This window comes from Afipia sp. P52-10, from assembly GCF_000516555.1.
In the GTDB taxonomy this organism is placed as follows: Bacteria; Pseudomonadota; Alphaproteobacteria; order Rhizobiales; family Xanthobacteraceae; genus P52-10.
In genome coordinates, this window is sequence record NZ_AZSJ01000004.1 from 374,136 (window position 1) to 399,732 (window position 25,597).

Annotated in this window: 24 protein-coding genes and 1 pseudogene; 12 read left to right on the forward strand and 13 right to left on the reverse strand. The window is 64.3% G+C overall.

Annotated elements, in window-relative coordinates:
* Positions 1–145: 145 nt before the first annotated feature.
* Entirely contained in the window at positions 146–1,837 is a 1,692-nt protein-coding gene (locus tag X566_RS16555; RefSeq protein ID WP_034469452.1) for a methyl-accepting chemotaxis protein, read from the forward strand.
* Between the two features lie 81 nt (positions 1,838–1,918).
* On the opposite strand, the gene X566_RS16560 is transcribed toward X566_RS16555, so the two are convergent.
* The 4 genes from X566_RS16560 to fabI all read right to left on the reverse strand — a co-directional run bounded on the left by X566_RS16560 (position 1,919) and on the right by fabI (position 6,003).
* Positions 1,919–3,238, reverse strand: a complete 1,320-nt coding sequence (locus X566_RS16560) for a tetratricopeptide repeat protein (protein ID WP_034469453.1) — start codon at positions 3,236–3,238, stop codon at positions 1,919–1,921.
* Between the two features lie 110 nt (positions 3,239–3,348).
* Positions 3,349–4,434 carry a chorismate synthase gene (aroC, locus tag X566_RS16565; RefSeq protein WP_034469454.1) on the reverse strand — a complete coding sequence of 362 codons (1,086 nt, stop codon included), beginning with the start codon at positions 4,432–4,434 and terminating at the stop codon, positions 3,349–3,351.
* 121 nt (positions 4,435–4,555) lie between these two features.
* The gene (locus X566_RS16570; protein ID WP_034469455.1) at positions 4,556–5,155 is read right to left on the reverse strand and encodes a histidine phosphatase family protein; all 600 of its coding nucleotides are present in this window, start codon (positions 5,153–5,155) and stop codon (positions 4,556–4,558) included.
* A 23-nt stretch (positions 5,156–5,178) separates the two neighbouring features.
* Positions 5,179–6,003, reverse strand: coding sequence for an enoyl-ACP reductase FabI (gene fabI / locus X566_RS16575; protein ID WP_034469458.1), 825 nt, complete (start codon positions 6,001–6,003; stop codon positions 5,179–5,181).
* A 202-nt stretch (positions 6,004–6,205) separates the two neighbouring features.
* On the opposite strand from fabI, the gene X566_RS16580 reads away from it, so the two are divergent.
* Both X566_RS16580 and X566_RS16585 read left to right on the forward strand, forming a co-directional pair.
* Positions 6,206–6,694 (forward strand): sigma-70 family RNA polymerase sigma factor, encoded by a 489-nt coding sequence (locus tag X566_RS16580; protein ID WP_034469460.1) that lies wholly within the window; start codon positions 6,206–6,208, stop codon positions 6,692–6,694.
* A 54-nt stretch (positions 6,695–6,748) separates the two neighbouring features.
* Positions 6,749–7,525, forward strand: coding sequence for an anti-sigma factor (locus X566_RS16585; RefSeq protein WP_034469462.1), 777 nt, complete (start codon positions 6,749–6,751; stop codon positions 7,523–7,525).
* Between the two features lie 66 nt (positions 7,526–7,591).
* Here X566_RS16585 and X566_RS16590 read toward each other — a convergent pair.
* Positions 7,592–8,574: pseudogene (locus tag X566_RS16590) on the reverse strand (Bug family tripartite tricarboxylate transporter substrate binding protein).
* Positions 8,575–8,758: 184 nt separating this feature from the next.
* On the opposite strand from X566_RS16590, the gene X566_RS16595 reads away from it, so the two are divergent.
* Entirely contained in the window at positions 8,759–9,478 is a 720-nt protein-coding gene (locus X566_RS16595) for a cation transporter (RefSeq protein WP_034469463.1), read from the forward strand.
* A 136-nt stretch (positions 9,479–9,614) separates the two neighbouring features.
* Complete coding sequence (locus X566_RS16600) at positions 9,615–10,583, forward strand: tripartite tricarboxylate transporter substrate binding protein (RefSeq protein ID WP_034469465.1); 969 nt, start codon at positions 9,615–9,617, stop codon at positions 10,581–10,583.
* Between the two features lie 8 nt (positions 10,584–10,591).
* Here the strand turns inward: X566_RS16600 and X566_RS16605 are convergent, their stop codons facing one another.
* From X566_RS16605 to X566_RS16615, 3 genes are all read right to left on the reverse strand, one after another.
* Positions 10,592–11,236 (reverse strand): DUF2971 domain-containing protein, encoded by a 645-nt coding sequence (locus tag X566_RS16605; RefSeq protein WP_034469468.1) that lies wholly within the window; start codon positions 11,234–11,236, stop codon positions 10,592–10,594.
* 69 nt (positions 11,237–11,305) lie between these two features.
* Positions 11,306–12,289, reverse strand: coding sequence for a DnaJ C-terminal domain-containing protein (locus X566_RS16610; protein WP_034469469.1), 984 nt, complete (start codon positions 12,287–12,289; stop codon positions 11,306–11,308).
* 225 nt (positions 12,290–12,514) lie between these two features.
* Positions 12,515–12,886: an RT0821/Lpp0805 family surface protein gene (locus X566_RS16615; RefSeq protein ID WP_244434812.1), complete on the reverse strand. Its 372-nt coding sequence runs from the start codon at positions 12,884–12,886 to the stop codon at positions 12,515–12,517.
* Positions 12,887–13,039: 153 nt separating this feature from the next.
* Between X566_RS16615 and pdxH the strand changes: the two genes are divergently transcribed.
* Positions 13,040–13,681: a pyridoxamine 5'-phosphate oxidase gene (pdxH, locus tag X566_RS16620; protein WP_034469473.1), complete on the forward strand. Its 642-nt coding sequence runs from the start codon at positions 13,040–13,042 to the stop codon at positions 13,679–13,681.
* 21 nt (positions 13,682–13,702) lie between these two features.
* Positions 13,703–14,455, forward strand: coding sequence for an SDR family NAD(P)-dependent oxidoreductase (locus tag X566_RS16625; RefSeq protein WP_034469475.1), 753 nt, complete (start codon positions 13,703–13,705; stop codon positions 14,453–14,455).
* 2,688 nt (positions 14,456–17,143) lie between these two features.
* On the opposite strand, the gene X566_RS25045 is transcribed toward X566_RS16625, so the two are convergent.
* The 4 genes from X566_RS25045 to X566_RS16640 form a co-directional block, all read right to left on the reverse strand.
* Complete coding sequence (locus X566_RS25045; protein ID WP_160170489.1) at positions 17,144–17,290, reverse strand: hypothetical protein; 147 nt, start codon at positions 17,288–17,290, stop codon at positions 17,144–17,146.
* 170 nt (positions 17,291–17,460) lie between these two features.
* On the reverse strand, positions 17,461–18,870 hold the full coding sequence (gene ahcY / locus X566_RS16630; RefSeq protein ID WP_034469479.1) for an adenosylhomocysteinase: 1,410 nt from the start codon (positions 18,868–18,870) through the stop codon (positions 17,461–17,463).
* Between the two features lie 220 nt (positions 18,871–19,090).
* The gene (gene metK, locus X566_RS16635) at positions 19,091–20,287 is read right to left on the reverse strand and encodes a methionine adenosyltransferase (RefSeq protein ID WP_034469482.1); all 1,197 of its coding nucleotides are present in this window, start codon (positions 20,285–20,287) and stop codon (positions 19,091–19,093) included.
* A gap of 51 nt (positions 20,288–20,338) precedes the next feature.
* Positions 20,339–21,700, reverse strand: coding sequence for a hypothetical protein (locus tag X566_RS16640; RefSeq protein ID WP_034469848.1), 1,362 nt, complete (start codon positions 21,698–21,700; stop codon positions 20,339–20,341).
* 177 nt (positions 21,701–21,877) lie between these two features.
* Between X566_RS16640 and X566_RS16645 the strand changes: the two genes are divergently transcribed.
* Positions 21,878–22,492, forward strand: coding sequence for a bifunctional 2-polyprenyl-6-hydroxyphenol methylase/3-demethylubiquinol 3-O-methyltransferase UbiG (locus X566_RS16645; RefSeq protein WP_034469485.1), 615 nt, complete (start codon positions 21,878–21,880; stop codon positions 22,490–22,492).
* A gap of 290 nt (positions 22,493–22,782) precedes the next feature.
* Here X566_RS16645 and X566_RS16650 read toward each other — a convergent pair whose 3' ends face one another.
* On the reverse strand, positions 22,783–23,568 hold the full coding sequence (locus tag X566_RS16650; protein WP_034469487.1) for an MOSC domain-containing protein: 786 nt from the start codon (positions 23,566–23,568) through the stop codon (positions 22,783–22,785).
* A gap of 294 nt (positions 23,569–23,862) precedes the next feature.
* On the opposite strand from X566_RS16650, the gene X566_RS16655 reads away from it, so the two are divergent.
* The 4 genes from X566_RS16655 (at position 23,863) to X566_RS24390 (ending at position 25,595) form a co-directional block, all read left to right on the forward strand.
* A complete protein-coding gene (locus X566_RS16655) occupies positions 23,863–24,048 on the forward strand; it encodes a hypothetical protein (RefSeq protein WP_034469850.1) in 186 nt (61 codons plus the stop codon).
* A gap of 230 nt (positions 24,049–24,278) precedes the next feature.
* Complete coding sequence (locus tag X566_RS16660; RefSeq protein ID WP_034469490.1) at positions 24,279–25,007, forward strand: Crp/Fnr family transcriptional regulator; 729 nt, start codon at positions 24,279–24,281, stop codon at positions 25,005–25,007.
* A 22-nt stretch (positions 25,008–25,029) separates the two neighbouring features.
* On the forward strand, positions 25,030–25,257 hold the full coding sequence (locus X566_RS16665; RefSeq protein ID WP_034469492.1) for a DUF6894 family protein: 228 nt from the start codon (positions 25,030–25,032) through the stop codon (positions 25,255–25,257).
* A 164-nt stretch (positions 25,258–25,421) separates the two neighbouring features.
* Positions 25,422–25,595: a DUF1328 domain-containing protein gene (locus tag X566_RS24390; RefSeq protein ID WP_034469493.1), complete on the forward strand. Its 174-nt coding sequence runs from the start codon at positions 25,422–25,424 to the stop codon at positions 25,593–25,595.
* Positions 25,596–25,597: the final 2 nt, after the last annotated feature.

Below are 25,597 nucleotides of genomic sequence, written 5' to 3' on the forward strand. Positions count from 1 at the left end.
CATTTTAACGATTTTGACCAAAGTCGTGCGGCGGATCGGCGCAGATCGCCCCGATCCGACTGGAAATCCCCGCGCGACGGCCTGCCCCCGCAGCCAACTCCCGCACCCTTCCCGGCCCATCGCCACCCTGTCACAGGATTTGACAATGCTTTCCCGACTTTCCATCCGCAGCAAGCTCGTTGCGGTTGTTTCGTTTCTGCTGCTTGCCATTCTCGCCGTCGGTTTGCTGGGCCTCCGGCAGATGAACGAGATCAACAACAACCTCGAGGACGTGCGGATCAATTGGCTGCCCAGCGTGCGGGTGATCGGTGAACTGCGGGCCGGCCTCATCACCTATCGCAACGTCGTGCGCGAACACATGCTGTCCGAGACGTTGGAGACCAAGGCTGCGCAGGAAAAGACCCTCGCGACCGTAACCGAAAGCAACGACAAGCTTCGCCAGCAATATGAGAAGCTGATCGCCTCGCCGCAGGAGCGCGCGCTGTATGACGAGTGGTCAAAGCTGCTGATCCAATACCGCGCCGGCGTCGAAGAGGTGATGGCGCTCTCGCGCAAGGGAGCCGGTAAGATCCCGACCGAAGCGCATGCTCTGAACACACAGACCGTCAATCCCATGGGATTGAAGGCGGATGAGGTGCTGCGCAAGCTCATCGATCTGAACAACGCCGGCGCCGACACCGCCGGTCAGGAAGCCGCAGCGGGCTTCGCCTTCGGCTTCAAGCTCACGCTCGCCCTGCTGACGCTCGCCATGGCTGGTGGCCTCTGCGCGGCGCTCTACATTGTCCGCGACGTGAACCGCGGTATTTCGTCGATCATTTCGCCGATGCGGGCGCTCGGCCAAGGTGATCTGTCGGCCGAGGTGCCGCATCAGGGCGAGAAGACCGAAATCGGCCAGATGGCGGACGCGCTGCAGGTGTTCAAGACCGCGCTGATCGCCAAGAAGGCCGCCGACGAGGCCGCTGCCGTGGAAGCCGAAGCGAAGATCCAGCGTGCCCATCGCGTCGATGGGATCACCCGTGAATTCGAGGCGATGATCGGCACCATGGTCGGCTCGCTCTCGTCGGCCTCCACCGAACTCGAAGCGGCTGCCAACACGCTGACTAGCACAGCCGAAACCACCCAGCACCTCTCAGGCTCGGCCGCAGAAGCCTCGCGTGACGTCTCCGACAACGTGCAGTCGGTCGCCGCCGCCTCGGAGGAAATTACCTCCTCGGTCAACGAGATCAGCCGCCAGGTGCAGGAGTCCAGCCGCGTCGCGCAGGAGGCCGTGCAGCAGGCGCAGAAGACCGATGACAGCATTACCGAGCTGTCGCAGGCGGCAGCCCGCATCGGCAACGTCGTCAAGCTGATCACGGCCGTCGCCGAACAGACCAACCTGCTCGCCCTCAATGCGACGATCGAAGCGGCCCGCGCCGGTGAAGCCGGCCGCGGCTTCGCTGTGGTTGCCTCGGAGGTGAAGGCACTGGCGGCGCAGACGGCGAAGGCGACCGAGGAGATCGGCACGCAGATCGCCGGCATGCAGAACGCCACCGAAACGTCGGTCACGGCGATCCGCGAGATCGGCAAGACCATCGCCACGATCTCGGAAATCTCATCCACCATCGCCGCCGCCGTCGAAGAACAGGGCGCGGCCACCAAGGAGATCGCCCGCAACATGCAGCAGGCGTCGCAACTGTCGACGCAGGTCGCCACCAATGTCACCGACGTCAGCAAGGGCGCTGGCGAAACCGGGTCCGCCTCCGCACAAGTGCTCTCCTCCGCGCAGTCGCTGTCACGCGAGAGCAATCAGCTCCGCATGGAGGTCGACAAGTTCTTGGAGGCGATGCGGGCGGCTTGATCGCAATGCGCACGCTCAGAGACGGAAATCCCCGGGCCAACGCCCGGGGATTTTGTTTTCAGCTTTCCATTTGGCGACCGGTCAGGATGCCACCGCCGCGAGCCATCGTGTGTCACGCACCGACGGACGACGATGCAGACGGCGGTCCAGCAGCGCATGCGCCTTGGCCGCCGCGCCGCTCTTCATCAGCGCGATCAGCAGTGTATCCTCGACCAGCTCGCGCTGGGCATGACTGCCGCCGATCCGCACCACGTCGCCTGCGACCGGCTCGAGGATCGCCGCGCAGCTCCGGTAGTCCTCCTCTGCAAAGGCCCGAACGGCACGGCATATGTCGGCGACCACCGCACCCGCAGGCAGCTTGCCTTGGGCATGCCGGGCATCGAGAGCGGCGATACGCTTGTCGAGGCCGGCGCGATTGCCGGTCAGTGCCGCCAGCATCGCCAGATGGACCTCGGCAAAGGCGTTAGCGCTGCGTGGAAACCAGCGCTCCGCATACGCTGCGAGGTCCTCGGGCAAATCTTTGCTCAGGGCGTGTCCGGCGGACTGCATCCGCCAGAGCAACGACACCCCATCAGTCATGGCGTTGAGCGGCGCCGCCAGCGTCAGCTTAGGTTGCAGCCGTTCGGCATAGATCGCAGCTGCTGTCGCAGTGTCGCCCTGCTCCAGTGCCAGCAGCGCGTGGTGCCAAGAAACGTGGCCGTATAGCAGGCCGGCGCGGTCGTAGCCCGGCAGCCAGTCCGCCACCAGAACTTCCGCATCCGCCACCGAGCCATCCTCGAACATCGCATGCAGCAGCGAATGCACGGCATTGGCATTTTCGCGGCGACGGTCGAACCCGCGCTGGGTCAGTTCACGTCCGATGCTGACATTGTTGTTCTCTGTATGGGCCCAGCCAAGGCTGGTCAGGAACCACCAATCATCATTGCCATAATGCGTCTTGTAGCGTTCGCAGAGATCGACGCGGGCCTGATCGTGATCGGCCATCCCGGAAAACGCGAACAGGCCGAACGCGCCGAGCGGCAGCGCCATGATCGTCGCATCGCGCGGCCAACGTTCGATATGCGCGAGCGCCAGGTCGAGCGCTTTGACCGGCTGGCCTTCGGTCGTCAACGCAAGAATCTCGACATGGCTCCTCTCGCGCTCGGTGCCATGACGCGCGACGCATACACGCGCTTTCGCCGCCTTCTGCTGCGCCGGCGCCATGTCCGCATAGACCAGATGCATGCGAGCCCGGGCAGCATGGGCAAGCGCGAAATCATCATCCGCCGCGATCGCCCGATCGAAGGCCCGCTCGGCACCGGGCCATGCCGAGAGCATCAGGTCGACACCTTCCCGATAGGCCTCTGCGGCAGCCGGGCTCGATGTGGATATCGGCAGACCATATCGATCCTCGAACGCCATCGGCACCTCCCGTCAGGCTGCGTGTTCGCAGTCATGGGACCATGGCAGGAGATTTCGCGTCAAGCACCGCGGCGCGATGCCTGCGGCGCCGGTCAACGCATGGCGAGGCTTCAGCCGACCTGGCCGCGGTGGCGCAGGAAGTGATCGGCCAGCACGCAGGCGACCATGGCCTCGCCAACCGGCACGGCGCGGATGCCGACGCACGGGTCATGGCGGCCCTTGGTCAGGATCTCGGTGTCGGCGCCGCTGCGATCGATGGTCTTGCGCGGGGTGAGGATCGACGACGTCGGCTTCACCGCGAAGCGCGCCACCACCGGCTGCCCGGTGGAGATGCCGCCGAGGATGCCGCCGGCATTGTTCGACGTGAACACCGGCCCGTCATTGCCCATGCGCATTTCATCGGCGTTTTCTTCGCCGGTTTTCTCCGCAGAGGCAAAGCCCGCGCCGATCTCGACGCCCTTCACCGCATTGATGCTCATCAGCGCCGCGGCGAGATCGCCATCGAGCTTGCCGTAGATCGGCGCACCGAGCCCGGCCGGAATCCCCTCGGCGACGATCTCGATCACCGCCCCGATCGAAGAGCCGCTCTTGCGGACGCCGTCGAGATAGCCTTCGTAGAACTCCGCCGTGGTCTTGTCGGGACAGAAGAACGGATTCTTGCCGACCTCCTCCCAGTCCCAGCGCTCGCGGTCGATCTTGTGCGGCCCCATCTGCACCAGCGCCCCGCGCACGACCATGCCCGGCACGATCTTGCGGGCGATGGCGCCCGCGGCGACCCGCATCGCCGTCTCGCGCGCCGAGGATCGGCCCCCGCCGCGATAGTCGCGCAGGCCATACTTGGCGTCGTAGGTGAAGTCGGCGTGACCGGGGCGGAACTTGTCCTTGATGTCGGAATAGTCTTTCGAACGCTGATCCGTGTTCTCGATCAGCAGGCCGATCGGCGTGCCGGTCGTGACCTGCTGGCCGCTCACCGGATGGTCCATCACCCCGGACAGAATCTTGACCTGATCGGGCTCCTGCCGCTGGGTCGTGAAGCGCGACTGGCCAGGCCTCCGGCGGTCGAGATCGTGCTGGATGTCCTCTACCGTCAGCGGGATCTGCGGCGGGCAGCCATCGACCACGCAGCCGATCGCAGCACCATGGCTCTCGCCGAAGGTGGTGACGCGAAACATATGGCCGAAGCTGTTGAACGACATATGGAGTGTTGGGCCTGTGAGAGTCAGTCAAACCGGCGAATGTGGTAACGCGTGGCCATAGGCTGGTCAAATGGCTGGTCAACTCGCGTGTACGGTCCGGACTACCCGGCATACGCGGCGCTCAACCGTATTTGCTCATCGCTCCGTTTGCGAAAACGTAGACGACGCCCTGCTCGACCCGCAATTCGGAGACCTCCTCCGGTCGGGCGACGCCGGTCGCCACCATCAGCGCCCGCATCGTCCCGCCATGCGCCACCGCGACCGTATCCGCCGTCAGTTCAGCCAGCCAGGTCCGAAGCCGTTCAGTGACCGCGGCATAGGTTTCGCCGCGCGGCGCGGCCACGCCCCAGCGATCCTTGCGCCGGGCCTCGAAGGCGTCCGGATCATGTACCTTCATCTCCGGCAGCGTCAGTCCTTCCCAGTCGCCCCAGCCGATTTCGCGTAACCGATGCTCGACCGCATATCCTGTCGCCGGCAGGCCGAGCGCGCGGCGTAGCAGGTCCATCGTCGTTCGTGCACGGCTGAGCGGGCTGGATACGTAACCGAAGTGATGCGCGAGCCGCTCGTCACGCGCGAGCAGTTCACGCAGGATGTCACCGGCGGCCGAGGCTTGCGCACGCCCCTTCTCGTTCAGGGGAATGTCCTTGCTGCCCTGGAAGCGGCCCTCGGCATTCCAAGCCGTCTCGCCATGACGGATGTAATAGAGAATAGGCTTGGTCATGGCCTCAGGCGTGCCCGGCGCAATCAATCCTTCGCATTCGCCAGCGTGATATCCGGCGCGTCCGGGCGTTTCATGCCGACGACGTGATAGCCGGAATCGACGTGGTGGATTTCGCCGGTGACGCCGCGCGACATATCGGAGAGGAAGTAGACCCCGCTATCGCCGACCTCCTCGATCGTCACGTTGCGCTTCAGCGGCGCGTTGTATTCGTTCCACTTCAGGATATAGCGGAAGTCGCCGATGCCGGACGCAGCCAGCGTCTTGATCGGTCCGGCCGAGATCGCGTTGACGCGGATGTTCTTCTCGCCGAGGTCGGCCGCGAGATAACGCACGCTCGCCTCGAGCGCCGCCTTCGCTACGCCCATAACGTTGTAATGCGGCATCCACTTCTCGGCGCCGTAATAGGTCAGCGTCAGGATCGAGCCGCCATTCGGCATCAGCTTCTCGGCCCGCTGCGTCACCGCGGTCAGCGAGTAGCAGGAGATCAGCATCGTCTTGGAGAAGTTCTCCTGCGTGGTCTCCAGATAACGGCCGTCGAGCTGGTCCTTGTCGGAGAACGCAATCGCATGCACCACGAAGTCGATGGTGCCCCAAGCCTTGCGCGCCTCCTCGAACACCGCATCGAGCGTCGCCGGCTCGGTCACATCACAATGACCGAGGACGATACCGCCGAGTTCCTTGGCCAGCGGTTCGACGCGCTTCTTCAGCGCTTCACCCTGGTAGCTGAGCCCGATGGTGGCGCCATGCGCCTGCAACGCCTTGGCGATACCCCAGGCAATCGACCGGTTGTTCGCAACACCCAGAATGATGCCGCGTTTTCCCTTCATCAGCCCCACAGTGTCAGACATTTACATCCTCTTTCGAACCCGGATTCGGGCTCAGCCTTCCCGATCCGGCGTCGATATGCAGCAGGTGTAATGGCATACCCCCCCTTGGGCTTCAAGCCGCGCGCAGGAGCGTCAAATTATCCCCTAAACCGAAGGAATAGTAGTAGGCTCAAAGTGTTAGTCCTATTGGAACCGTTTATCCCCGTTCAATTTTTGGACTGTCATGATTGCCTTCCGCTCCAGCGTCGAAGCCATGATTCCCGCGCTGCGCCGCTATGCCCGGGCACTGACCCGGGATGCCGACATTGCCGACGATCTGGTCCAGGACACGTTAGTCCGGGCGCTGCGCGCCGAACGGTTGTTCCACGGCGGAGACGTCCGCAGCTGGCTGTACACCATCCTCACCAATCTCAACCGCAATCGCCGCCGTTCGCTGGCACGGCGGCCGCTGCATACCGCGCTGAGCGATGAGGAAGCGGGCGCCAACGGTACCGAGGCCGAAGGCCGCGATATCGAACGCGCGCTGGCAAACCTGGTCGAGGAGCAGCGCTCGGCGCTGCTGCTGGTGATCCTGGAAGGACTCTCCTACCGCGAGGTGGCGGAGATTCAGGGGGTGCCGATCGGCACGGTGATGTCGCGGCTGGCCCGCGCCCGCGCCCACATCAAGGCGACGCTCGATGGCGAGCGGGTGGCGTTGCGACGGATCAAATGAGCGCGAGGGCCAACGGAAACCGGTGACCTCGAGAGTACGAACTGGACGACGACGATGAACGAACCGACCATGCCGGTTACCGAAGACGAACTGCATGCCTACCTCGACAACGAGCTGCCGGCGGATCGCCGCGCCGCGGTCGATGACTGGCTCGCCGCCCATCCTGAGGACGCGGCCCGCGTCGCCGCGTGGCAATCGATGGGCGAAGCGCTGCATGCGCGTTACGACACCGTGGCCGACGAAGCGATTCCACGGCGGCTGGACCTGGACCACCTCGCCGCCAAACCGCGCCGCTGGATGATCGGTGTGGCCGCCGCCATCCTGCTCGCGTTTGCTGCGGGCGGCGGTATCGGCTGGTTCGCCCGCGCAGCCTCCGCTGCGGTCGCCCCCTCGGTCGATGCGGTGGATACGGTGCGCGCCGATGCGATCACCGCACACCGGCTCTACATTGGCGAAGTGCGGCATCCGATCGAGGTGCGGGCCGAAGAAAACCATCTGCTGCCATGGCTGTCGCGGCGGATCGGCACCACCTTGCGCGCCCCGGATCTGTCCGGCTTCGACCTGAAGCTGCTTGGCGGCCGTCTGCTGCCTGGCCCGTCCGGACCTGCGGCGCTGCTGATGTATGAAAACGGCGCGGGCGAGCGCGTCACGCTTTATTCCACGCCGCTCAAGGCGGCGACGATGTCGTTTCGCTATCGCGATGCCGACAAGTTCGCCACGATCCAGTGGACCTCCGACAACTATGGATGGGTGATCAGCGGACCGGCCGACAAGCCACGCCTGAAGCGGATCGCAATGGCCGCCTATGAGCAGATGGCGGACAGACGTTAGCGGTTCTTAGAGAACTTCGTGAGGAGACGACAAGGCCAGCCTCTCGGGCCGGCCTTGCCCGCTCGCTCATTCCGGTTTGATCCCTGCCGCCTTCAGGATCGGCAGCAGACGCTGCTCCTCCTTGTCGCGAAACGCCGTGATCTCGGCGGCCGATGTCGGCCATGCGGTTGCGCCGAGCTCGGCGAATTTTGCCTTGAGGTCCGGATCGATCAACGCCTTGGTCGCGAGGTTGTTGATCCGCGCAACGAGCTCGGGCGCCATGTTCGCCGGACCGCACAGCGCAGTCCATGACGTCAGTTCGTAACCGGGCAGCACCTCGGCCATCGCCGAGACATCCGGCAGCGCCGGCGAACGGGCCTTTGACGTCACCGCAACCGCCTTGATCAATCCGGCGCGGACATTCGGCAGCGAACCCGGAATGTTGTCGAACAGCGTATCGACGCGACCGCCGAGCAGATCGACCATCGCCGGACTTCCTCCCTTGTACGGCACATGCCGTACGTCGAGGCCGCCCATCGCGTTCATCATCTCACCGGACAGATGCAACGTCGTGCCAATGCCGGCGGAGGCGTAGGTGTATTTGCCGGGCTCCTTGTTGAACAGCGCCAGCAGTTCCTTCAGCTCCGCAGTCGGAATGTCCTTCCGCGCAACCAGAATGTTCGGCAGTTGCCAGATGCCGGTGATGAAGGTGAAATCGTCAGCCGCCTTGTAGGGCAGCTTCGCGTAACTGCCGATCGCGATCACGTTGGCGGCGATATTGCCCATGCCGACCGTGTATCGTCCGGCGGGGCCTTGGCGATTGCATCGACGGCGATCGTCCCACCCGCTCCCGCCTTGTTCTCGACGATGAACTGCTGCCCGCTCACCTCGCTCATCTTCTGGCAGAAGATGCGCGAAAGCGTGTCGGTCGCACCGCCCGGAGGAAAGCCGTTCATGTAGCGGACCGTGCGCGTGGGCCAGGTCTGTTGTGCGACGGCCGCGCGTGGCGCCATCAGCGAACCACCGAACAGCATCAAGGCCGAGCGGCGGCTCATACGAGCCTTCGACATGCGTTCCTCCCAGCAATCATTGCCCGCCTCTTCGTGCGGTGCCTAAGTATCGTGGGTGCTCCAGGCGACCACAACCCTGCGACATCGCCAGGCTCCGCGCCCCGTTCCATGATCCGTTACAGTATCCGTGATTGTGTAACGCAGCAGCGGCGCGCGATAAGGCGGCAACCCGAAAGGAGCCTCCATGAGCGCCAGCTGCGGACACCACGTCGCCTTCGACGGCGTCTCGGACGACTACAAGCGTCGGCTGTGGCTGGTCATCGCCATCAATGGCGGCATGTTCGCGCTGGAGATGTTTGCGGGCGCGCTCGCCGGCTCGCAGGCGATGTGGGCCGACGCGCTCGACTTCCTCGCTGACGCCGCGACTTACGGCATCTCGCTTGCAGTCATCGGCATGCCGCTCATCGTGCGCGCGCGGGCGGCTCTGGTGAAAGGCTTGAGCCTGACCGTGATGGGCGCGTGGGTGCTGGGCTCGACCCTGTGGCAGGTGTTCGTCGCCGGCGTCCCGCGCGCGGAGATCATGGGCAGCATCGGCTTCCTCGCGCTGCTTGCCAACCTTGCCAGCGTCGTGATCCTGATGCGCTACAAGGACGGCGACGCCAACGTGCGCTCGGTGTGGCTCTGCTCACGCAACGACGCCATCGGCAACGTCGCGGTGATGCTGGCCGCACTCGGCGTCTGGAGTACGGCAACCAAATGGCCGGACCTGATCGTGGCTACGCTGATGGCTTCGCTGTTCCTGTCGTCCTCTGTGCAGATCATCCGCCAGGCCCTGCGCGAAATGCGTCCTCTGGCGCAGGAGACCGGCCTCGCATCAGCGACAGCCTGCTGTGACCATGCTGGGCATGCCCATACCAATCATGATGCGCATGCCCATACGCACGCCCACCATCACGCACATTAGAAATGGTTGTTCCGACTTCCGATCGGTCGCATTGACTCGCCGTACGAACCCCATAAACAAGCCGGCGACGATAAACTGGCCCGCCGCCCAACGGCTGGCTACGACGCACCGCGTCGACCCGGGAGGATTGTCTGAGATGAACCGCCGCGAATTCACGCTGTCGCTCGCCGCCGCTTCCGCACTCGTGGCGGGCGCATCCCGTCTGGCATCGGCTGCCGAGTACCCAACCAGGGCCGTGAAGATCATCTGCCCGTTCGCTCCCGGTGGCTCCGGCGACATCTCGGCGCGGCTGTTCGCCGACCACTTCAAGACCGCGACCGGCCAGACGCTGGTGGTCGAAAACCGCACCGGCGCCTCCGGCGGCATCGGCGCTGCTGCCGTGAAAAGCTCCGATCCGGATGGCTACACGCTGATGCTGTCCACCAGCTCGATCCTGATCGCCAACGAGCTGTTCTACAAGACGCTGCCCTACGATCCGCGCGACTTCGCAACGGTCGGCATCGTTGGCTCGACCGGAATGTTCATGCTGGTCAACCCGGCGACGCCCTACAAGACGGTCGCCGAGTTCATCGCCTACGCGAAGGCGAACCCGAAGGACGTGCTGTCGGCGCACTTCAATACGTCTTCGCGGATCGGCGCTGCGATCTTCGCCGCGCGGGCCGGGCTGACGTTCAACGAAATCCCCTACAAGGACGTCGGCCAGGCCGTCACCGACCTGATCGGCGGCCGCCTCACCGTCGTCTTCCTCGACACGGTTGCCGCCGCGCAGCATATTCAGGGCGGCGGACTACGCGCACTCGGCATCACCACCGGCGAGCGCAACAAGCTCTATCCCGACGTACCGGCGCTGGCCGAAACCTTCCCGGGCCTGGAGGTGTTCGCGTTCTTGAGCGTCAGCGCGCCCGCCAAAACGCCGCGCGACATCCAGGAGAAGCTCAACAAGCTCGTGGTCGAAACCATTCAAGCTCCGGCGATCCAGCCGCGGCTCGAACAGCTCGGCCTGATCTCGAAGCCAATGGACCTCGCCGCCGTCGATGCGTTCGTCGAGACCGAGCGCAAGCGCTGGGCCGAGTATGTGAAGATCGCCAAGATCGAGAAGGAATAGCGCCGCGATCAGGACGGCTCGCGCGCCTTACCTGGTGCCGCGAGCTTTTTCCAGCGCTCATTCTCCAGCAGCGTCGAACGCACCACGCTGAGTCCGGCGCAGCCGTCGATCGTCCGCAGCAATTGGCGCACATCGTCGGCGAGCGGCAACGGCATCCACGGACTCAGCGTGATGCGGGCGATGGCGGTCAGCGGAATCGGAAACGACTTCGTCTCCACCGCTTCGTCGTCGCAGCGATAGACGATGCGGAATTCCTTCTCGTCGCGATAGGGGTAGCGCTTCAGAAACGGAAGCTCCTCGGCGCGCGGCGCCGTGTCTGCCTGCAGCTGGCCAATCTCACGATATCTCACCGGCCGCGCCATAAACCGCGTGTCGCCCTTGAACACGGCGAGCAGCTTGACCTTGTCGAACTCGATGCGCACGCCATCGCTGCCGTGCGAGAACACCCGCCAATGGTGATAGGTCTCGGGCACCTCGGAGAAGCACAGCGCCAGCACGCTCTTGAGCGATTTGCGGGCCTTGTACTGGGCCATGAAGTAGGCGTCGTTGCGATCATCCCACAATGCGGGACTGAGCAGCGTCACGGCGCGACGCTTCAACACGAAGATCGCGCTCGCGAGGTTGGTGTAACGATGCAGGATGGCCTTCCGCAAACCCTGTCTCCGCCTTCGATCGAATGCGACCGGCCGTCACATTGGCATCGGGCCTGATCTCATCATGCCCTAACGCGGATTGTACGGCTTGGTCTCGCGCCAGCGCTGCATCAGCGCTTCGAGGTCGGCGTCATTGCCGTCCGGCAGCACGATCCGTGCGGTGACGAACAGATCGCCCGGCTCCTTGCCCTTGACCGGCATGCCCTTGCCACGCAGTCGGAATGTTCGTCCGCTCGACGTGTTCTTCGGGATCGACAATTCCACCGCGCCATCCAGCGTCGGCACCCGCACTTTCCCGCCGAGCACGGCCTCATAGAGCGTGATCGACAGATCGCAGCGCAGATCGTTGCCGTCCACTTTGAACAACGGGTGCTGGGCGATGACGATTGTGATCAGCGCATCGCCGGCGCGGCGGCCGGGCACCTCCTGCCCCTGGCCTTTCAGACGGATGGTCTGGCCGCTGGTGATGCCGGCCGGAATCTTGACGTTGAGCTCCTTGCCGGTCGGCAGCCGCACACGCTTCTCCGCGCCGTGCACGGCCTCCTCGAGCGTCACGCCCAACGAGGCATTGAGGTCGAGGTCGGGCATCGCCGACGGCCCGGCTTCGTACTCGAACGTATCGGCACCGCCGCGCGCGCCGCGCGCCGCGCCACCGAACATGCTCGACAGGATGTCATCGAAGGCGCCGCCCCCGAAGCCTCCCGCGCCGCCGGCACCGCCGCCGGAGCGGAAGGTGAAGCTCTCGAAGCCGTCGCGCGAGGAGCGGGAGAATCCGCCCGCACCGCCACCCGGAAAGCCCTGGCCACCACCGGGGAAGCCTTGGAAGCGCGGCTTGCCCTCGGCATCGATCTCGCCGCGATCGAACTGTTTGCGCTTCTCCTCGTCGCCGAGGATTTCGTTGGCGGCATTGACCTCGGCAAAGCGCGCAGCCGCCTTCGGATCGTCCTTGTTGGCGTCCGGATGGTGCTTCTTGGCAAGCTTGCGGAACGCGCTCTTGATCTCGGCAGCGCTCGCGCCCTTCTTGACCCCCAACACATCATAGGGGTTGCGCATTGCTCGTCTCTCCTTGCGGAAAATTCCCCAACAGCCGCTCCATCAGAACGGCTTTGTGGTCATGTGGGAAGTGCGTGGCATTTTTGCAACGGGTAAATGACCCTACGGAGGCAGCAAATCGGGGAGCCTCCGCTCCGTCTCGAAGCTGGTTCAGCGAGGGCCGACCGGAAATCGACCTTGGAGGGCTTGCGTCGTCGCCGCACGGCTCGCCACCCCAAAAGGCGGTCAGGCCTTCCGCCAGGGTTTCAGGCTGCGCACTTCCCAACGGCTGTTGAACTTGCAGGCCTCGCCCTGCATCCAGGTCTCCGCCTTGTCCTTCACATAGCTCGCCAGGAAGTCGCGGCAGGTGGTGCCGTTGGCCGAATAGGCGTTGGTCAGCGGCGTCACGGAGCCACGCGCGCCGGTGTTCGGGTTCTCCCAGGGATGGCTCGCATCCTTGCCGCCCTTGGCGAGCACCTCCGTTGCTGCCGCCCGCGCATAAGCGAGATCGGCCTCGGAGGGCATGCCGGAACTGGTGCTGACCCGCGACACCGAAGACGCGATCGAGCCGGTGATGTCCAGATCGCTCGCCCCGCCGAAGCCGGAGCCGAGCGGCATGGAACACCCGCCGACCAGGGGCGCCGCCATCAGCATGGCGGCAGCGCAAACCGGCCGTACAAACGCCGATAGGCGGCCGCTCTCCCTTCCCATATAAGGAGGGTGAGGCATCGGCTGAAAACCCTGCGAACGCAACTCGGGTACTCCAAACGCATGACAGACACGACGACCAACAAGACCTCAACTTCGTTAACGTCCGGTGATTTTACAGCCGCCGAGGAGCCATTCGCGCTGTTTTCCGAATGGCTGAACGAAGCGTTCAAGTCCGAACCCGCCGACGGCAACGCGATGACACTCGCCACCGTCGACAAGGACGGCATGCCGGACGCGCGCATGGTGCTGCTGAAAGGCTTCGATGCCGACGGATTCGTGTTCTACTCCCACATCGACAGCGCCAAGGGGCGCGAGCTGACCGCCCATCCGAAGGCGGCGCTGGTGTTTCACTGGAAGTCGCTGCGTCGGCAGGTCCGCATCCGCGGACCGGTCGAGACCGTGACGCCCGAGGAGGCCGACGCCTATTTCGCCACCCGCCCGAAACAGGCCCAGCTCGGCGCCTGGGCGAGCAAACAGTCGCAGCCGCTGGAAAGCCGCTTCGCCTTCGAGCAGCAGATCGCCAAATATGCCGCCAAGTATGTCATCGGCGAGGTCCCGCGCCCGCCGGGCTGGAGCGGCTGGCGGATCGTACCGGTGCAGATCGAGTTCTGGCACGACCGCCCCTATCGCCTGCACGACCGCATCGTCTTCACCCGCGCGACCGCAAACGACGCGTGGACCAAGACGCGCCTCTATCCATGACCGGAGCCGACCGTTAACCCCATGCCGCAACCCCATTCCAACATTCCGCGCCGGACCCTGCTGCTGACCGGCGCGAGCCGCGGCATCGGCCACGCCACCGTGATCCGCTTTTCGTCGGCGGGCTGGCGGGTGATCACCTGCTCGCGTCATCCGTTTCCCGAGGAGTGCCCCTGGGATGCTGGTCCGGAAGATCACATCCAGGTCGACCTCGCCGACCACGACGACACCGAACGCGCGGTGAAGGAAATTCGCTCGCGGCTCGAAGGCGGCATGCTGCACGCCCTCGTCAACAACGCGGCGATCTCGCCGAAGGCGGCCGGCGGCGCACGCATGGGCACGATCGAGACCGACGTCGATACGTGGCAGCATGTGTTCAACGTCAACTTCTTCGCGCCGATCACGCTCGCGCGCGGCCTGATCGAGGAGCTGAAGGCCGCAAAGGGGTCGGTGGTGAATGTGACGTCGATCGCCGGCTCCCGCGTGCATCCGTTCGCGGGTGCAGCTTACGCGACGTCGAAGGCGGCGCTCGCCGCGTTGACGCGCGAGATGGCTTCCGATTTCGGCCGCCACGGCGTACGCGTCAACGCCATCGCTCCTGGCGAGATCGACACCGCGATCCTGTCGCCCGGCACCGAGAAGATCATTCCGCAGATTCCACTCGGCCGGCTCGGCACTCCGGACGAGGTCGCGCGCGTGATCTACGCGCTGACGGCGGAAACATCGTCCTACGTGAATGGCGCAGAAATCCATATCAACGGCGGCCAGCACGTCTGACCGCTGAGTGTCATGCCCGCTCATCGCGGTTTCGGCCTCTGCCACTTCAACGTCATGGCCGCCATCAGGTCTCGCCTTGAGCGAGCGCAACGCCCTGCCCGCGAAAGCGGGCATCCCGTTCGTGTGAGGTCTCCGTTCAATCGCAAACGTCTCGGCGTACTGGGCCTCTGCCTGCGCGGGGGCGACGCAGAATGGAGATCCACACAGGTCCAGGCCGCGGATGACGGCAGAATACATTGACACGCCTGCGCACCCTGCATTTCGCAGCTCGTTCCCTTGCCCACCTCGCGCTCTCCTCGTTTCTCTTCTTTCGCCAACATCTCAAACAGCCCAGCACGCTTCCAGGATCAGCCAACGCGCTTTCAGGATGGCCGATACAGCTTCATTGCAAACACACGTTCGCATTCTCGCGGCACGGAATGCCCGAGGGTTGCGGCGCCGAGCTCCGGTTTACCCGGCTCCCGGCATGGCAACGCTCCGCCCCCGATGACGAGGGCGCGCGGAACGCCGGACGCTTCAGCGCGTCCGCAGCCTCGCGTGCAAATGAAAACAAGCACACGAGTTAGCCACCACGGTCACGCCGGACAGCAGCCGGCGTTCCGCACGCGATGGTTGGAACGGCTCGCTCCGCGTTGACCCCCGGTGACCGATCCTGGTTCACCACCACTCCAGTTTTGGCGCAGGCTGCCTCTCCTGTCTTGCGAGGGGAGAGAGCGAGCGCTTACGCGCCGCACCATGGCGCAAGGCGATGCGCCGGGATCACGCGACTTGGGCCGTCCGCAAGACGCCGCCGCCGTCACCGGCCGACCGCTCCGCCGAAAGCAGAACGCCCGATCCGGATCGAGCGGCGCCCTGCGGCCACCGCATCCCGCCCCGCGGTCGTGACGATCGCGAACGCCCCTCGCATCGGGGCAGGACAGTTAGGACTATAAGCATGATAGGAATATTGTCAAGCGGCGGCGCCGCCATCGCTCAAGGAGCGCGCGTAAACTTGCGGCGTCGGTCCGGGGCATCGCGAAGCGATGAGCCCGGAACCCATACGCCCGGTGTGCGTGATGGCGCGCAGTGCCGGTGCCCTTGCAAGCAGCCCCCATCGCACGCGCCGTTTGATGTGATCCAAGATCACGGCCGTAACGGCAAACTCATCAGCACAGGGTCTATGGATTCCGGGCTCGCGAGCTGTGCTCGCGCCCCGGAATGACGGCGGAGTTGATGCCTGCCTGCGCTTCTCTTCCCGCAAACGGTGAGAGGTCAAAGAACAGCGCCGCTCCACTCTCTGCCGTCGTTCCGGGACGCGCCTCTTGGCGCGGGCCCGGAACCCATACGCCCGGTGTGCGTGATGGCGCGCAGTGCCGGTGCCCTTGCAAGCAGCCCCCATCGCACGCGCTCGTTTGATGTGATCCAAGATCATGGACGTAACGGCAAACTCATGAGCACAGGGGTTATGGATTCCGGGCTCGATGCTGCGCATCGCCCCGGAATGACGCCAAATGGGTCGATGCGCCCACCCAACTTTCTGCCGTTGTTTCGAACTTGCGGGTGTCGCTCGCATTGGAAATGCAACGCGTGAAAAAGAAGCCGTGAAGAGCCCGTAGAGCCCATCGTGCCATCTGTGGCCTCATGGTTCGAGGCGACGATTTGCGCATCATCCCATCCGAAAACCGGTTCCCACTTTTCGGGGATGATGCGCGCCGCGCTCCTCACCATGGTCTCCACCATGAGGCGCAGTGCTTCTCGCCTTCAGGTGCAAGGCTTCACGTACAATACTTCAGGTGCAAGGCTTCTCCAATCTCCGCCGTCATTCCGGGGCGCGAGCAACGCTCGCGAGCCCGGAATCTATAACCCCAGTCTTCACGAGACCACGGACGCCCATGGCCTTCACGCATCGCTTCAGTGCATCTCAGCTTGTGGGTCCAAGCAAGGCAGCAGCGCACGACATTCCTGCTTTTTGCGGACAGGACGACAGACGCCGCAGACCATCACTGGCGCAGGGCGTATGGATTCCGGGCTCGCGAGCCGCGCCCCGGAATGACGGCGGAGTTGATGCCTGCGCTTCTCTTCCCGCAAACGGTGAGAGGTCAAAGAACAGCGCCGCTCCACTCTCTGCCGTCGTTCCGGGACGCGCCTCTTGGCGCGGGCCCGGGCCCCATACCCCCGGTGTGCGTGATGGCGCGCAGTGCCGGTGCCCTTGCAAGCAGCGCCCATCGCACGCGCCGTTTGATGTGATCCAAGATCACGGCCGTAACGGCAAACTCATCAGCACAGGGTCTATGGATTCCGGGCTCGATGCTGCGCATCGCCCCGGAATGACGCCAAATGTGTCGATGCGCCACCTAGCTTTCTGCTGTTGTTTTTGAACTTGCGGGTTTCGCTCGCGCCGGAATGACGGCGGAGTTGATGCACCCGCTCTGGCCTCATGGTTCGAGATGCCGCTCCCGCGCCCCTCACCATGAGGAGAAGGCTTTCATACCCGGTTGCCAGTCGTCGAGCTCGCCCATCGCACGCGCTGTTTGATGTGATCCAAGATCATGGGCGTAACGGCAAACTCATCAGCACAGGGGCTATGGATTCCAGGCTCGCGAGCTGTGCTCGCGCCCCGGAATGACAGCGCCGGTGTTGGTCCACGCGCACTGGCTCCGTTATCGTCAGAGCACCCCGCCGGCTCGTTCCGCTCTTCTCGTTCCGCTCTTAATGCCACAACAGCGCAATCAGGATGATGATCGGCAGCGGAATTCCGATCAGCCAAAGCAGCGCACCTTTACCAAAGGTCATGTCAGCTCCCTCCATATGTTGCAGGGGGAAAACGTCACACCGCGAAGGCAGTTCCTGAACCATCGCCGGCTACTTTTTTCTCGTAGCCGGGAACGATCCACGCGCTTACAGCCCTGTTCCGCATCGTGCTGGCAAGCCCGCACATCGACAAAGCAGATCGCGCTTCCGCGTCCGCACAAGGAAATGGCCGGGACAAGCCCGGCCATGACGCAAACTCTGCAAGAGACCAGCGCTCAGTAGCGGTAGTGATCCGGCTTGAACGGGCCTTCCTGTGGAACGCCAATATACTCCGCCTGCTCCGGACGCAGCTTGGTCAGCTTGACGCCAAGCTTCTCCAGATGCAGCGCCGCCACCTTCTCGTCCAGCACCTTCGGCAGCGTGTAGACCTTCTTCTCGTACTTGCCGGGATTGGTCCACAGATCGATCTGCGCCAGCGTCTGGTTCGAGAACGACGACGACATCACGAAGCTCGGGTGCCCCATGGCATTGCCGAGGTTCACCAGCCGCCCCTCCGACAGCAGAATGATCCGGTTGCCCTTCGGGAACTCGATTTCATCGACCTGCGGCTTGATGTTGGTCCACTTGAAGTTCTTCAGGCCGGCGACCTGAATTTCGTTGTCGAAGTGGCCGATGTTGCAGACGATCGCCCGGTCCTTCATCTGCCGCATGTGATCGACGGTGATGATGTCGCGGTTGCCGGTGGCGGTGACATAGATGTCAGCGCGGCTGAACGCATCCTCGATCGTCGCCACCTCGTAGCCTTCCATCGACGCCTGCAGCGCGCAGATCGGATCGACTTCGGAGACGATGACGCGTGCGCCGGCCTGACGCAGCGAAGCGGCCGAGCCCTTGCCGACATCGCCGAAGCCGGCGACGAACGCCACCTTGCCGGCCAGCATGACGTCGGTGCCGCGGCGGATCGCATCCACCAGCGATTCACGGCAGCCATAGAGGTTGTCGAACTTCGACTTCGTCACCGAGTCGTTGACGTTGATCGCCGGGAACAGCAGCTTGCCCTGCTCGGCCAGCTTGTAGAGACGGTGAACGCCCGTGGTGGTCTCTTCCGAGACGCCCTTGATCGACTTCGCTACTTCGGCGAACCAGCCCTTCGGCTTTTCCTTCAGCAGGCGCTTGATCAGCGCGAAGAACACTTCTTCTTCTTCCGACTCCGGCCTGTCGAGGAACGCGGTGTCGCCATTCTCCGCGCGCAAGCCGTGATGCACCAGCATGGTGGCATCGCCGCCGTCGTCGAGGATCATGTTCGGCACGCCGCCGCCATGCCAGTCGAACAGCTTGGCGGTGAAGTCCCAATACTCGGTCAGCGTCTCGCCCTTGAACGCGAACACCGGCGTTCCGGCAGCAGCGATCGCCGCAGCGGCGTGATCCTGGGTCGAGAAGATGTTGCACGAGACCCAGCGCACGTCGGCACCGAGCGCCTTCAGCGTCTCGATCAGCACCGCGGTCTGGATGGTCATATGCAGCGAGCCGGCGATGCGCGCGCCCTTCAACGGCTGCTTCGGGCCATATTCGGCGCGGATCGCCATCAGGCCAGGCATCTCGGTCTCGGCCAGTTCGATCTCCTTGCGGCCGAAGGCTGCGAGCGAAATATCCTTGACGATGTAGTCCTTGGTGGCAGCGGTCATGTGTATTCCTTCATGGTCTGGCTCATTCAAGCGGGGCTCATTTGAGCCGATGCCTAACTCCCTCTCCCGCCTGCGGCGAAAGGGTTGGGTGAGGGGTGCCTGCGAATGCTCGCCCGGCGCACCTGCAACCCGCGCAATAAAAACGCCCCTCACCCGGATCGCTTCACGATCCGACCTCTCCCCGCTCGCGGGGAGAGGTGAAGGACAGCGTTGATTGGCCTTACACCGCGCGCTTGATCGCGTCGGTGAGATCGGTCTTCTCCCACGAGAACCCGCCGTCGGCGTCCGGCGCACGGCCGAAGTGACCGTAGGCGGAGGTGCGCGCGTAGATCGGCTTGTTGAGATCGAGGTGCTTGCGAATGCCGCGCGGCGTCAAGTCGAACGCTTCCGCGGCCGCCTTCTCGAGCCGGGACTCCTCGACCTTGCCGGTGCCGTGGGTGTCGACATAGATCGACAGCGGCTTGGCGACGCCGATGGCGTAAGAGAGCTGGATCGTGCAGCGGTCGGCGAGACCGGCCGCGACGATGTTCTTGGCGAGATAGCGCGCCGCATATGCCGCCGAGCGATCGACCTTGGTCGGGTCCTTGCCGGAGAACGCGCCGCCGCCATGCGGGGCCGCACCGCCATAGGTATCGACGATGATCTTGCGGCCGGTGAGGCCCGCGTCACCATCGGGACCGCCGATGAAGAACTTGCCGGTCGGATTGACGTGCCAGACGGTCTTGCCGTTGATCCAGCCCTCGGGCAGCGCCGCGCGCACATACGGCTCGACCACCTCACGCACCTGCCGCGAGGTCATGTCCTCGACCAGATGCTGGTGCGAGACGACGATCTGCGTCACGCCGACCGGCTTGCCGTTCTCGTACTGCACGGTGACCTGGCTCTTGGAGTCCGGACCGAGCACCTTCTCCTTGCCGGAGTGGCGCGCTTCCGAGATCAGACGCAGGATCTTGTGCGCGTAGAAGATCGGCGCCGGCATCAGGTCGGGCGTCTCGTTGCAGGCATAGCCGAACATGATGCCCTGGTCGCCCGCGCCCTCTTCCTGGTTGGTGCCCGGCTGCAGCGCATCGACGCCCTGGGCGATGTCGGCCGACTGCGGATGCAGCAGGATCTCGACGTCGGCGTTCTTCCAGTGGAAGCCGTCCTGCTCGTAACCGATGTCCTTGATCGCCGCGCGCGCAACCGCCTCGACATGCTCCTTGGTCACCGTCGAAGGACCGCGCGTCTCGCCGGCGATCACCACCTTGTTGGTGGTGGCGAGCGTCTCGCACGCGGCGCGGATCGCCCACGGATCAATCCCGGCCTTCGGGCCCTCGCGGAAAAACAGATCGACGATCTCGTCGGAAATGCGATCGCACACCTTGTCCGGGTGGCCTTCAGATACCGACTCACTGGTGAACAGATAAGACCCGCGCATCAACTTAAATCCTTCTCGAGGTGAACTTTCCGGCAAGTGTGGATGTGGCTGTCAGTCTCGCCGGCGCGAGATGACGTAGGACTCGTCGTAGAACCAAAGTCCGTTGTGCCGGCGCAGGACTTCTTTGGTGGCATCAAGATAACGGCCGCTCTCGGTGACTTCGGTCAAGCGATCATCCTCGATCTGGGCGACATACACCGCTGCGTTCCAGGCTGCAAACGCCGTCGAGGTGCCGATCGGCCCCGTCACTTCGTTGGGCAGCGCTTCCATATCGTACCGGAAGATCGAGCGATGGTCTGCGTATGCGTTGAAATTAAGATCGCGGCCGGCCGAACCGAGTTCGTATTTCACCGCGCGCAACAGGTCATGGCGGCTGACCGAGAAAGGATTTTCTCCAGGCCAGATCGCTTCGATGATTTCCATGCCCGGATCGTGGCCATGGGAGTGAATGCCGATCAGGCGGCCGCCGGCGCGCAGCGCACGCGCGAGCGGCGCGATGATGCGCTTGGCGCGGAACGTCTCCGACGACTTCGCGCGATAGGGCTGCGAGGCGATGATCAGGTCGAAGTTCGCCTCGGCGCGGCCGGGGCGCGGGATCACCGGGTCGAGCATGAAGCGATGGTCGTCGCGATAGAACACGAGGCAGATCGGCCGCTCGTACACCGGCATGCCGGAGCGCTCCGACACATTGGCGCGCCAGTTCTCGTCGAGGAACGGCTGCAGCTCGTTGATCTGCGCCTCGAAGTCCGCCGATGACGCGCCGCTCAGCGGCACCTCGCGCCAGATCAGGCTGGACGCGGCCGACGGCGACTTCGGCGACAGCCACGGCGCCTCGGCATAGGCCATGTTGGTCAGCACGAACACGGTGGCGGGGTGCTCGTAGAGCCGGTCCGGCAGCTTCTGCAGGACCAGCTTGATGTCCTCCAGGCTGATCTCCTTGCCAGCGATATAGAACGGCATGTGCGGGAAGCGGCTGTGCATCGTCCGCATCACCCGCGCGAGCACGGTGCCGTCGCCGACGCCGGCGTCGAACACCCGCACCGCCGGCGGCCGCGGATGGATGTTGCCGAGCTCGAGCCCGACGCGCTCGGCGATCACCCGCTTCTCGCTGCAGGTGTGGACGAACAGCAGATACTTCTGCCGGTTCTCGAAGAAGCGGAAGTTGGTGCGCGGGTCACGCTTTTCCAGGGGCGGCTCCGGTGGGCGGACGATCGGCACGCCGGGAATGCCCGCAGAGGTCTGCCCCATATAGCCGCGGATGCGCTCCAGCGTGTCGATGGTGATCCGCTTCTCGTCGCGGAGCCGCTGCACGAGCTTGCCGTCATTGACCGCGCGACGGCCGAAGGTGGATTCCGCCATGCCTTCGCGGCGGCAGAATTCCGAAATCTCGGCGATGAGCGCGTCGTTCTTCACGGGGCTTTCGGCGTTGGGAAAGATGAATTCTGCCCAAGCCACTACCATGACCGTCCCATTCGCGGAAGAGCAGGCGGTGATAAATCAACCAGGACCTGTCGTCCTGCCCAACGGCTTTGTTACACTTTGCCCACCGGCACGCGAGTCGCCGGTTCTGCGATTCAACGAAAGCGATCAATGACTTCAGCCACCGTCGGCGGAACCGAGGGCTATGCCGAACAGGCCGACGCGCTGGTGGGCCCGATGGACGCTGTGCGCTTTGCTGATCTGCATCGGCCGATCCTCCCGCTGATTCCGGCGGCGCCCTGCCCGGTGCTCGATATCGGCGCAGGCACCGGACGCGACGCGGCCGCCTTTGCGGCCATGGGCCATACCGTCGTGGCGGTGGAGCCGACGGCGGCGCTGCGACGCTACGCCATGACGCGGCATCCTTCGCCCGCCATCGCATGGCTCGACGACAGCCTGCCGCATCTGGCGACGCTGCTGTCACGCGGCCGGCAGTTCGACCTGGTGATGCTGACGGCGGTCTGGATGCATCTCGACGCCGCTGAGCGGCAGGCGGCGATGCCGAACCTCGCGCGGTTGACCGCAACAGGCGGACGGCTCTCCATCACCCTCCGCCACGGGCCGGTGCCGGCGGGCCGGCGCATGTTCGATGTCTCAGCGACCGAGACGATCGCGCTCGCCGCGGAGGCCGGTCTGCAGCTTGTGCTGCGGCTCGACAACCAGCCGAGCCAGTTCAACCGCACCGACGTCACCTGGACGCGGCTCGCCTTCGTCAAACCGGCCTGAGCGGTTCTTGCGCGCGCTGCTCATCTCAGCCGCCAGCGAATGGGTGAGAGGACCAGCGCTGATGGCACGCGACGACACCGGACCTGTGCGGCCCATGGTTTCCTCGTTAGCGAATGGGCCGTTCGGATTCACTGAACCGCACGGCGTATCACACGGCCGGCCGCGAACATGCGCCGGACCATAGCTTTGCGTCGCCAGGTGGCTTGTATTGTCAGACGGCCTCGTGTTGTCAGCCGGACGCCGCCGGCGCGCCGCAGCGGCAGCTTACCCGATCGGAGGCAGTGCCCCGCTCACTCCATGAGGGTGATGACATCGCCTTGCCGCACGCTGCCTTCGGATAGCACCGCGCAATAGACCCCCACCTTGTTGTCGTACTGCTTGGCGACGGTGCGCAGCACGTCCGCGCTCTCCTCGGCGGTGTCGGGGTCGATCGAGATCATCTTGCAGCGCGGATCGCGATCCAGCACGGCGATCACCACGCGCTCGCCGATCCGCAACTGCCTGCCGACGAAGCGGTCCTCGGCGAAACCACCGGCAGGCCCGAGATCGGCATAGATGTTGGCGCGGAAGCGGCGCGGATCGAGCGTGCGGTCGAGCTCGTCGCTGAGCTGCGAGACCGTCTTCAGCGAGATCAGCGAGACCGGACGGCAATCGGTCAACGCACGGTCTGAGCGGATCAGCGACAGCTTGCCGGCATCGACCGCAGGCGTCGCCAGCATCGTCCGCAGCGCCGGATCATCCACCGCCAGCACCTCGCCGGACGGCGTGGTCACATCGACCGCAAGCGCTTCCGGGTAAAGCGGCGTGATGCCGGGACCGAGCGCCTCGGCCGCGGCCTGGTTGAGCGGCCGCGCCGCGCGCGCGGCATCGCGGAAGCGCGGCTTGTACAACAGCATCTGCGCCTTGGCCCGGCCGGTGAAGAACGGAAAGCCCGCGGGCGCCGCCGCATTGATGAAGGCGCAGTGGCGATCGCCGAACACGCCGGCATAACCGACGAAAGCCTCCGCGAGTTGCTCACCCGCCATGCTCTTCACCGGATAACGCCACAGGCTCTCGACGCGGCCGACAATGGTCATGCTCTCTGCCCGCAAAGCTGCATCAGACTCAACGCGCGCAGTGTTTCCGATCCTGCTTCGTAACGCAACGACGCACCCCCCGCGCGCGGCCCGGCGCCTGCGGTATCATGGCCTCCGAACGTTGAATAAAACCTGCGGAGGCCGACGCTAACCTTTGTTAAGGAACGCCGGTCAGGGTCGGGCTACCCATGTCCCGTTCGAGCCATTCCGTCATCGGAGGCTATCGTGATGAACCAACCGGACTCTGTCACCGAAAACGGTCACACCAAAACCGTCCGCCTACACCAAGCAAAGATGCAAGACTTGAAGGCCAAACTCGAGAAGCTGCTGACCGATGCCGAGGATTGCGACCTGATCGCTAAACTCGCCACCGACAACGTCAAGCGCGAGACGTTCAACAAACTGGCGCGCCAGCTCCGGCAGATGGCTGCCGAGGTCGAAGCCGTCCTCAAGGCACGGCAAGCATCGAACGAGCAATAGTCCGCAGCAGCGCAGGCGCAATGCTGCCACCCCGAAGGAATTAAGGTTCCACGGGTGCGTTATCCATGTTAAGCAGCTGGCAGCAGGCCGACCGGATGACGCGCATCTCGGCCCTTTTCAGTTTCGCGTCTCGGAGCCCATCCATCCACCACGGCCATCCACGACAGCCTGGGTATCACTGCGACGTGCACCGCGTCCGCATACGATAAGTTATTGCAACGGATCACATCATGGATCGCAAGACGATTACGGCTTCTCTCGTGAAGCGCATGCGCTTCAGCGAGGAGTTGGACGATGACGACGTGCTCGCGATCGAAACGCTGCCGATCGCGGTGAAGGACTTTGCCGATAATCAGCATGTCGTCAGCGATGGCGAGCAGCCGACCCAATGCTGTCTGCTGATCGAGGGCTTCGCCGTTCGCGCGAAGACGACGAAGGACGGCGGCCGGCAGATCCTGTCGATCCACATTCCCGGCGACATCCCGGACCTGCAAAGCCTCTACCTGCAGGAAATGGATCACGACCTGATCGCGCTGACCGCGTGCACCGTCGGCTTCATCCCGCATCTGGCCCTGCGCGAACTGGTCCGCAAGCGGCCGAACATCGCCGAAGTGTTCTGGCGCGACACGCTGATCGACGCCGCCATGTTCCGGCAGTGGATCGTCAATGTCGGCCAGCGGCAGGCGCCCAGCCGCATGGCCCATCTGATCCTCGAACTGCAGCGCCGGCTGGAAATCGTCGGCCGCACCAAGGGCGACTCCTTCCGCCTGCCGATGACCCAGGACGAACTGGCCGACGCGCTGGGACTGACGGCGGTTCACGTCAACCGGACCGCCAAGCAGCTGCGCCAGGACGGGTTGCTGCTGATCCAGCGGCAGACGGTAAAAATTCTCAACAAGGAAAAACTGAAGGAACTAGCCGACTTCGACGACGCTTATCTACATCAGAGCACATCGTAGGACTTAACACAGCGAGGCGGCCATGGCCCGATTCTTCTTCGACCTCCGCGAGGGTGCCTCTGTCCTGCGCGATGACGAAGGGGTCGAGCTCGCGAACGCCGAGGCCGCGGAACTGCAGGCGGTGAAGGCTGCCGCGGCGATCGCGGAGGAGAACTTCCGCAAGGGCAACCGCGCGGTGGAGATCAACGTGCGGGAGGACAGCCGTCCGGCGTTCAAGATCTCGCTGAGGGTGGACGTGGATCGGGCCTGAGACCCATACTTGCAGTCTCATCGCAGCCTCAATCGCGGCCCCCGCTTGCAGCTCCACTTTTTTGCATCCCGCCTCCCGCCGCCCAGGAAAATGCGCCTGGAACGCCGCGGAATGAGGAACAATGACGGCACGAGGCGATTTCAACGCGACAGACGGAGCCAACCATGTCGCTACTCAAGTGGGCCTTTATCTTCCTGATCATCTCGCTGGTGGCCGCGCTGTTCGGCTTCACCGGCATCTCGGCGGCCAGCGCGGATATCGCCAAGATCCTGTTCTACATCTTCCTCGTCATCTTCGTGGTGCTGCTGCTGCTCGCGCTCACGGTCTTCCGCGCATAGCG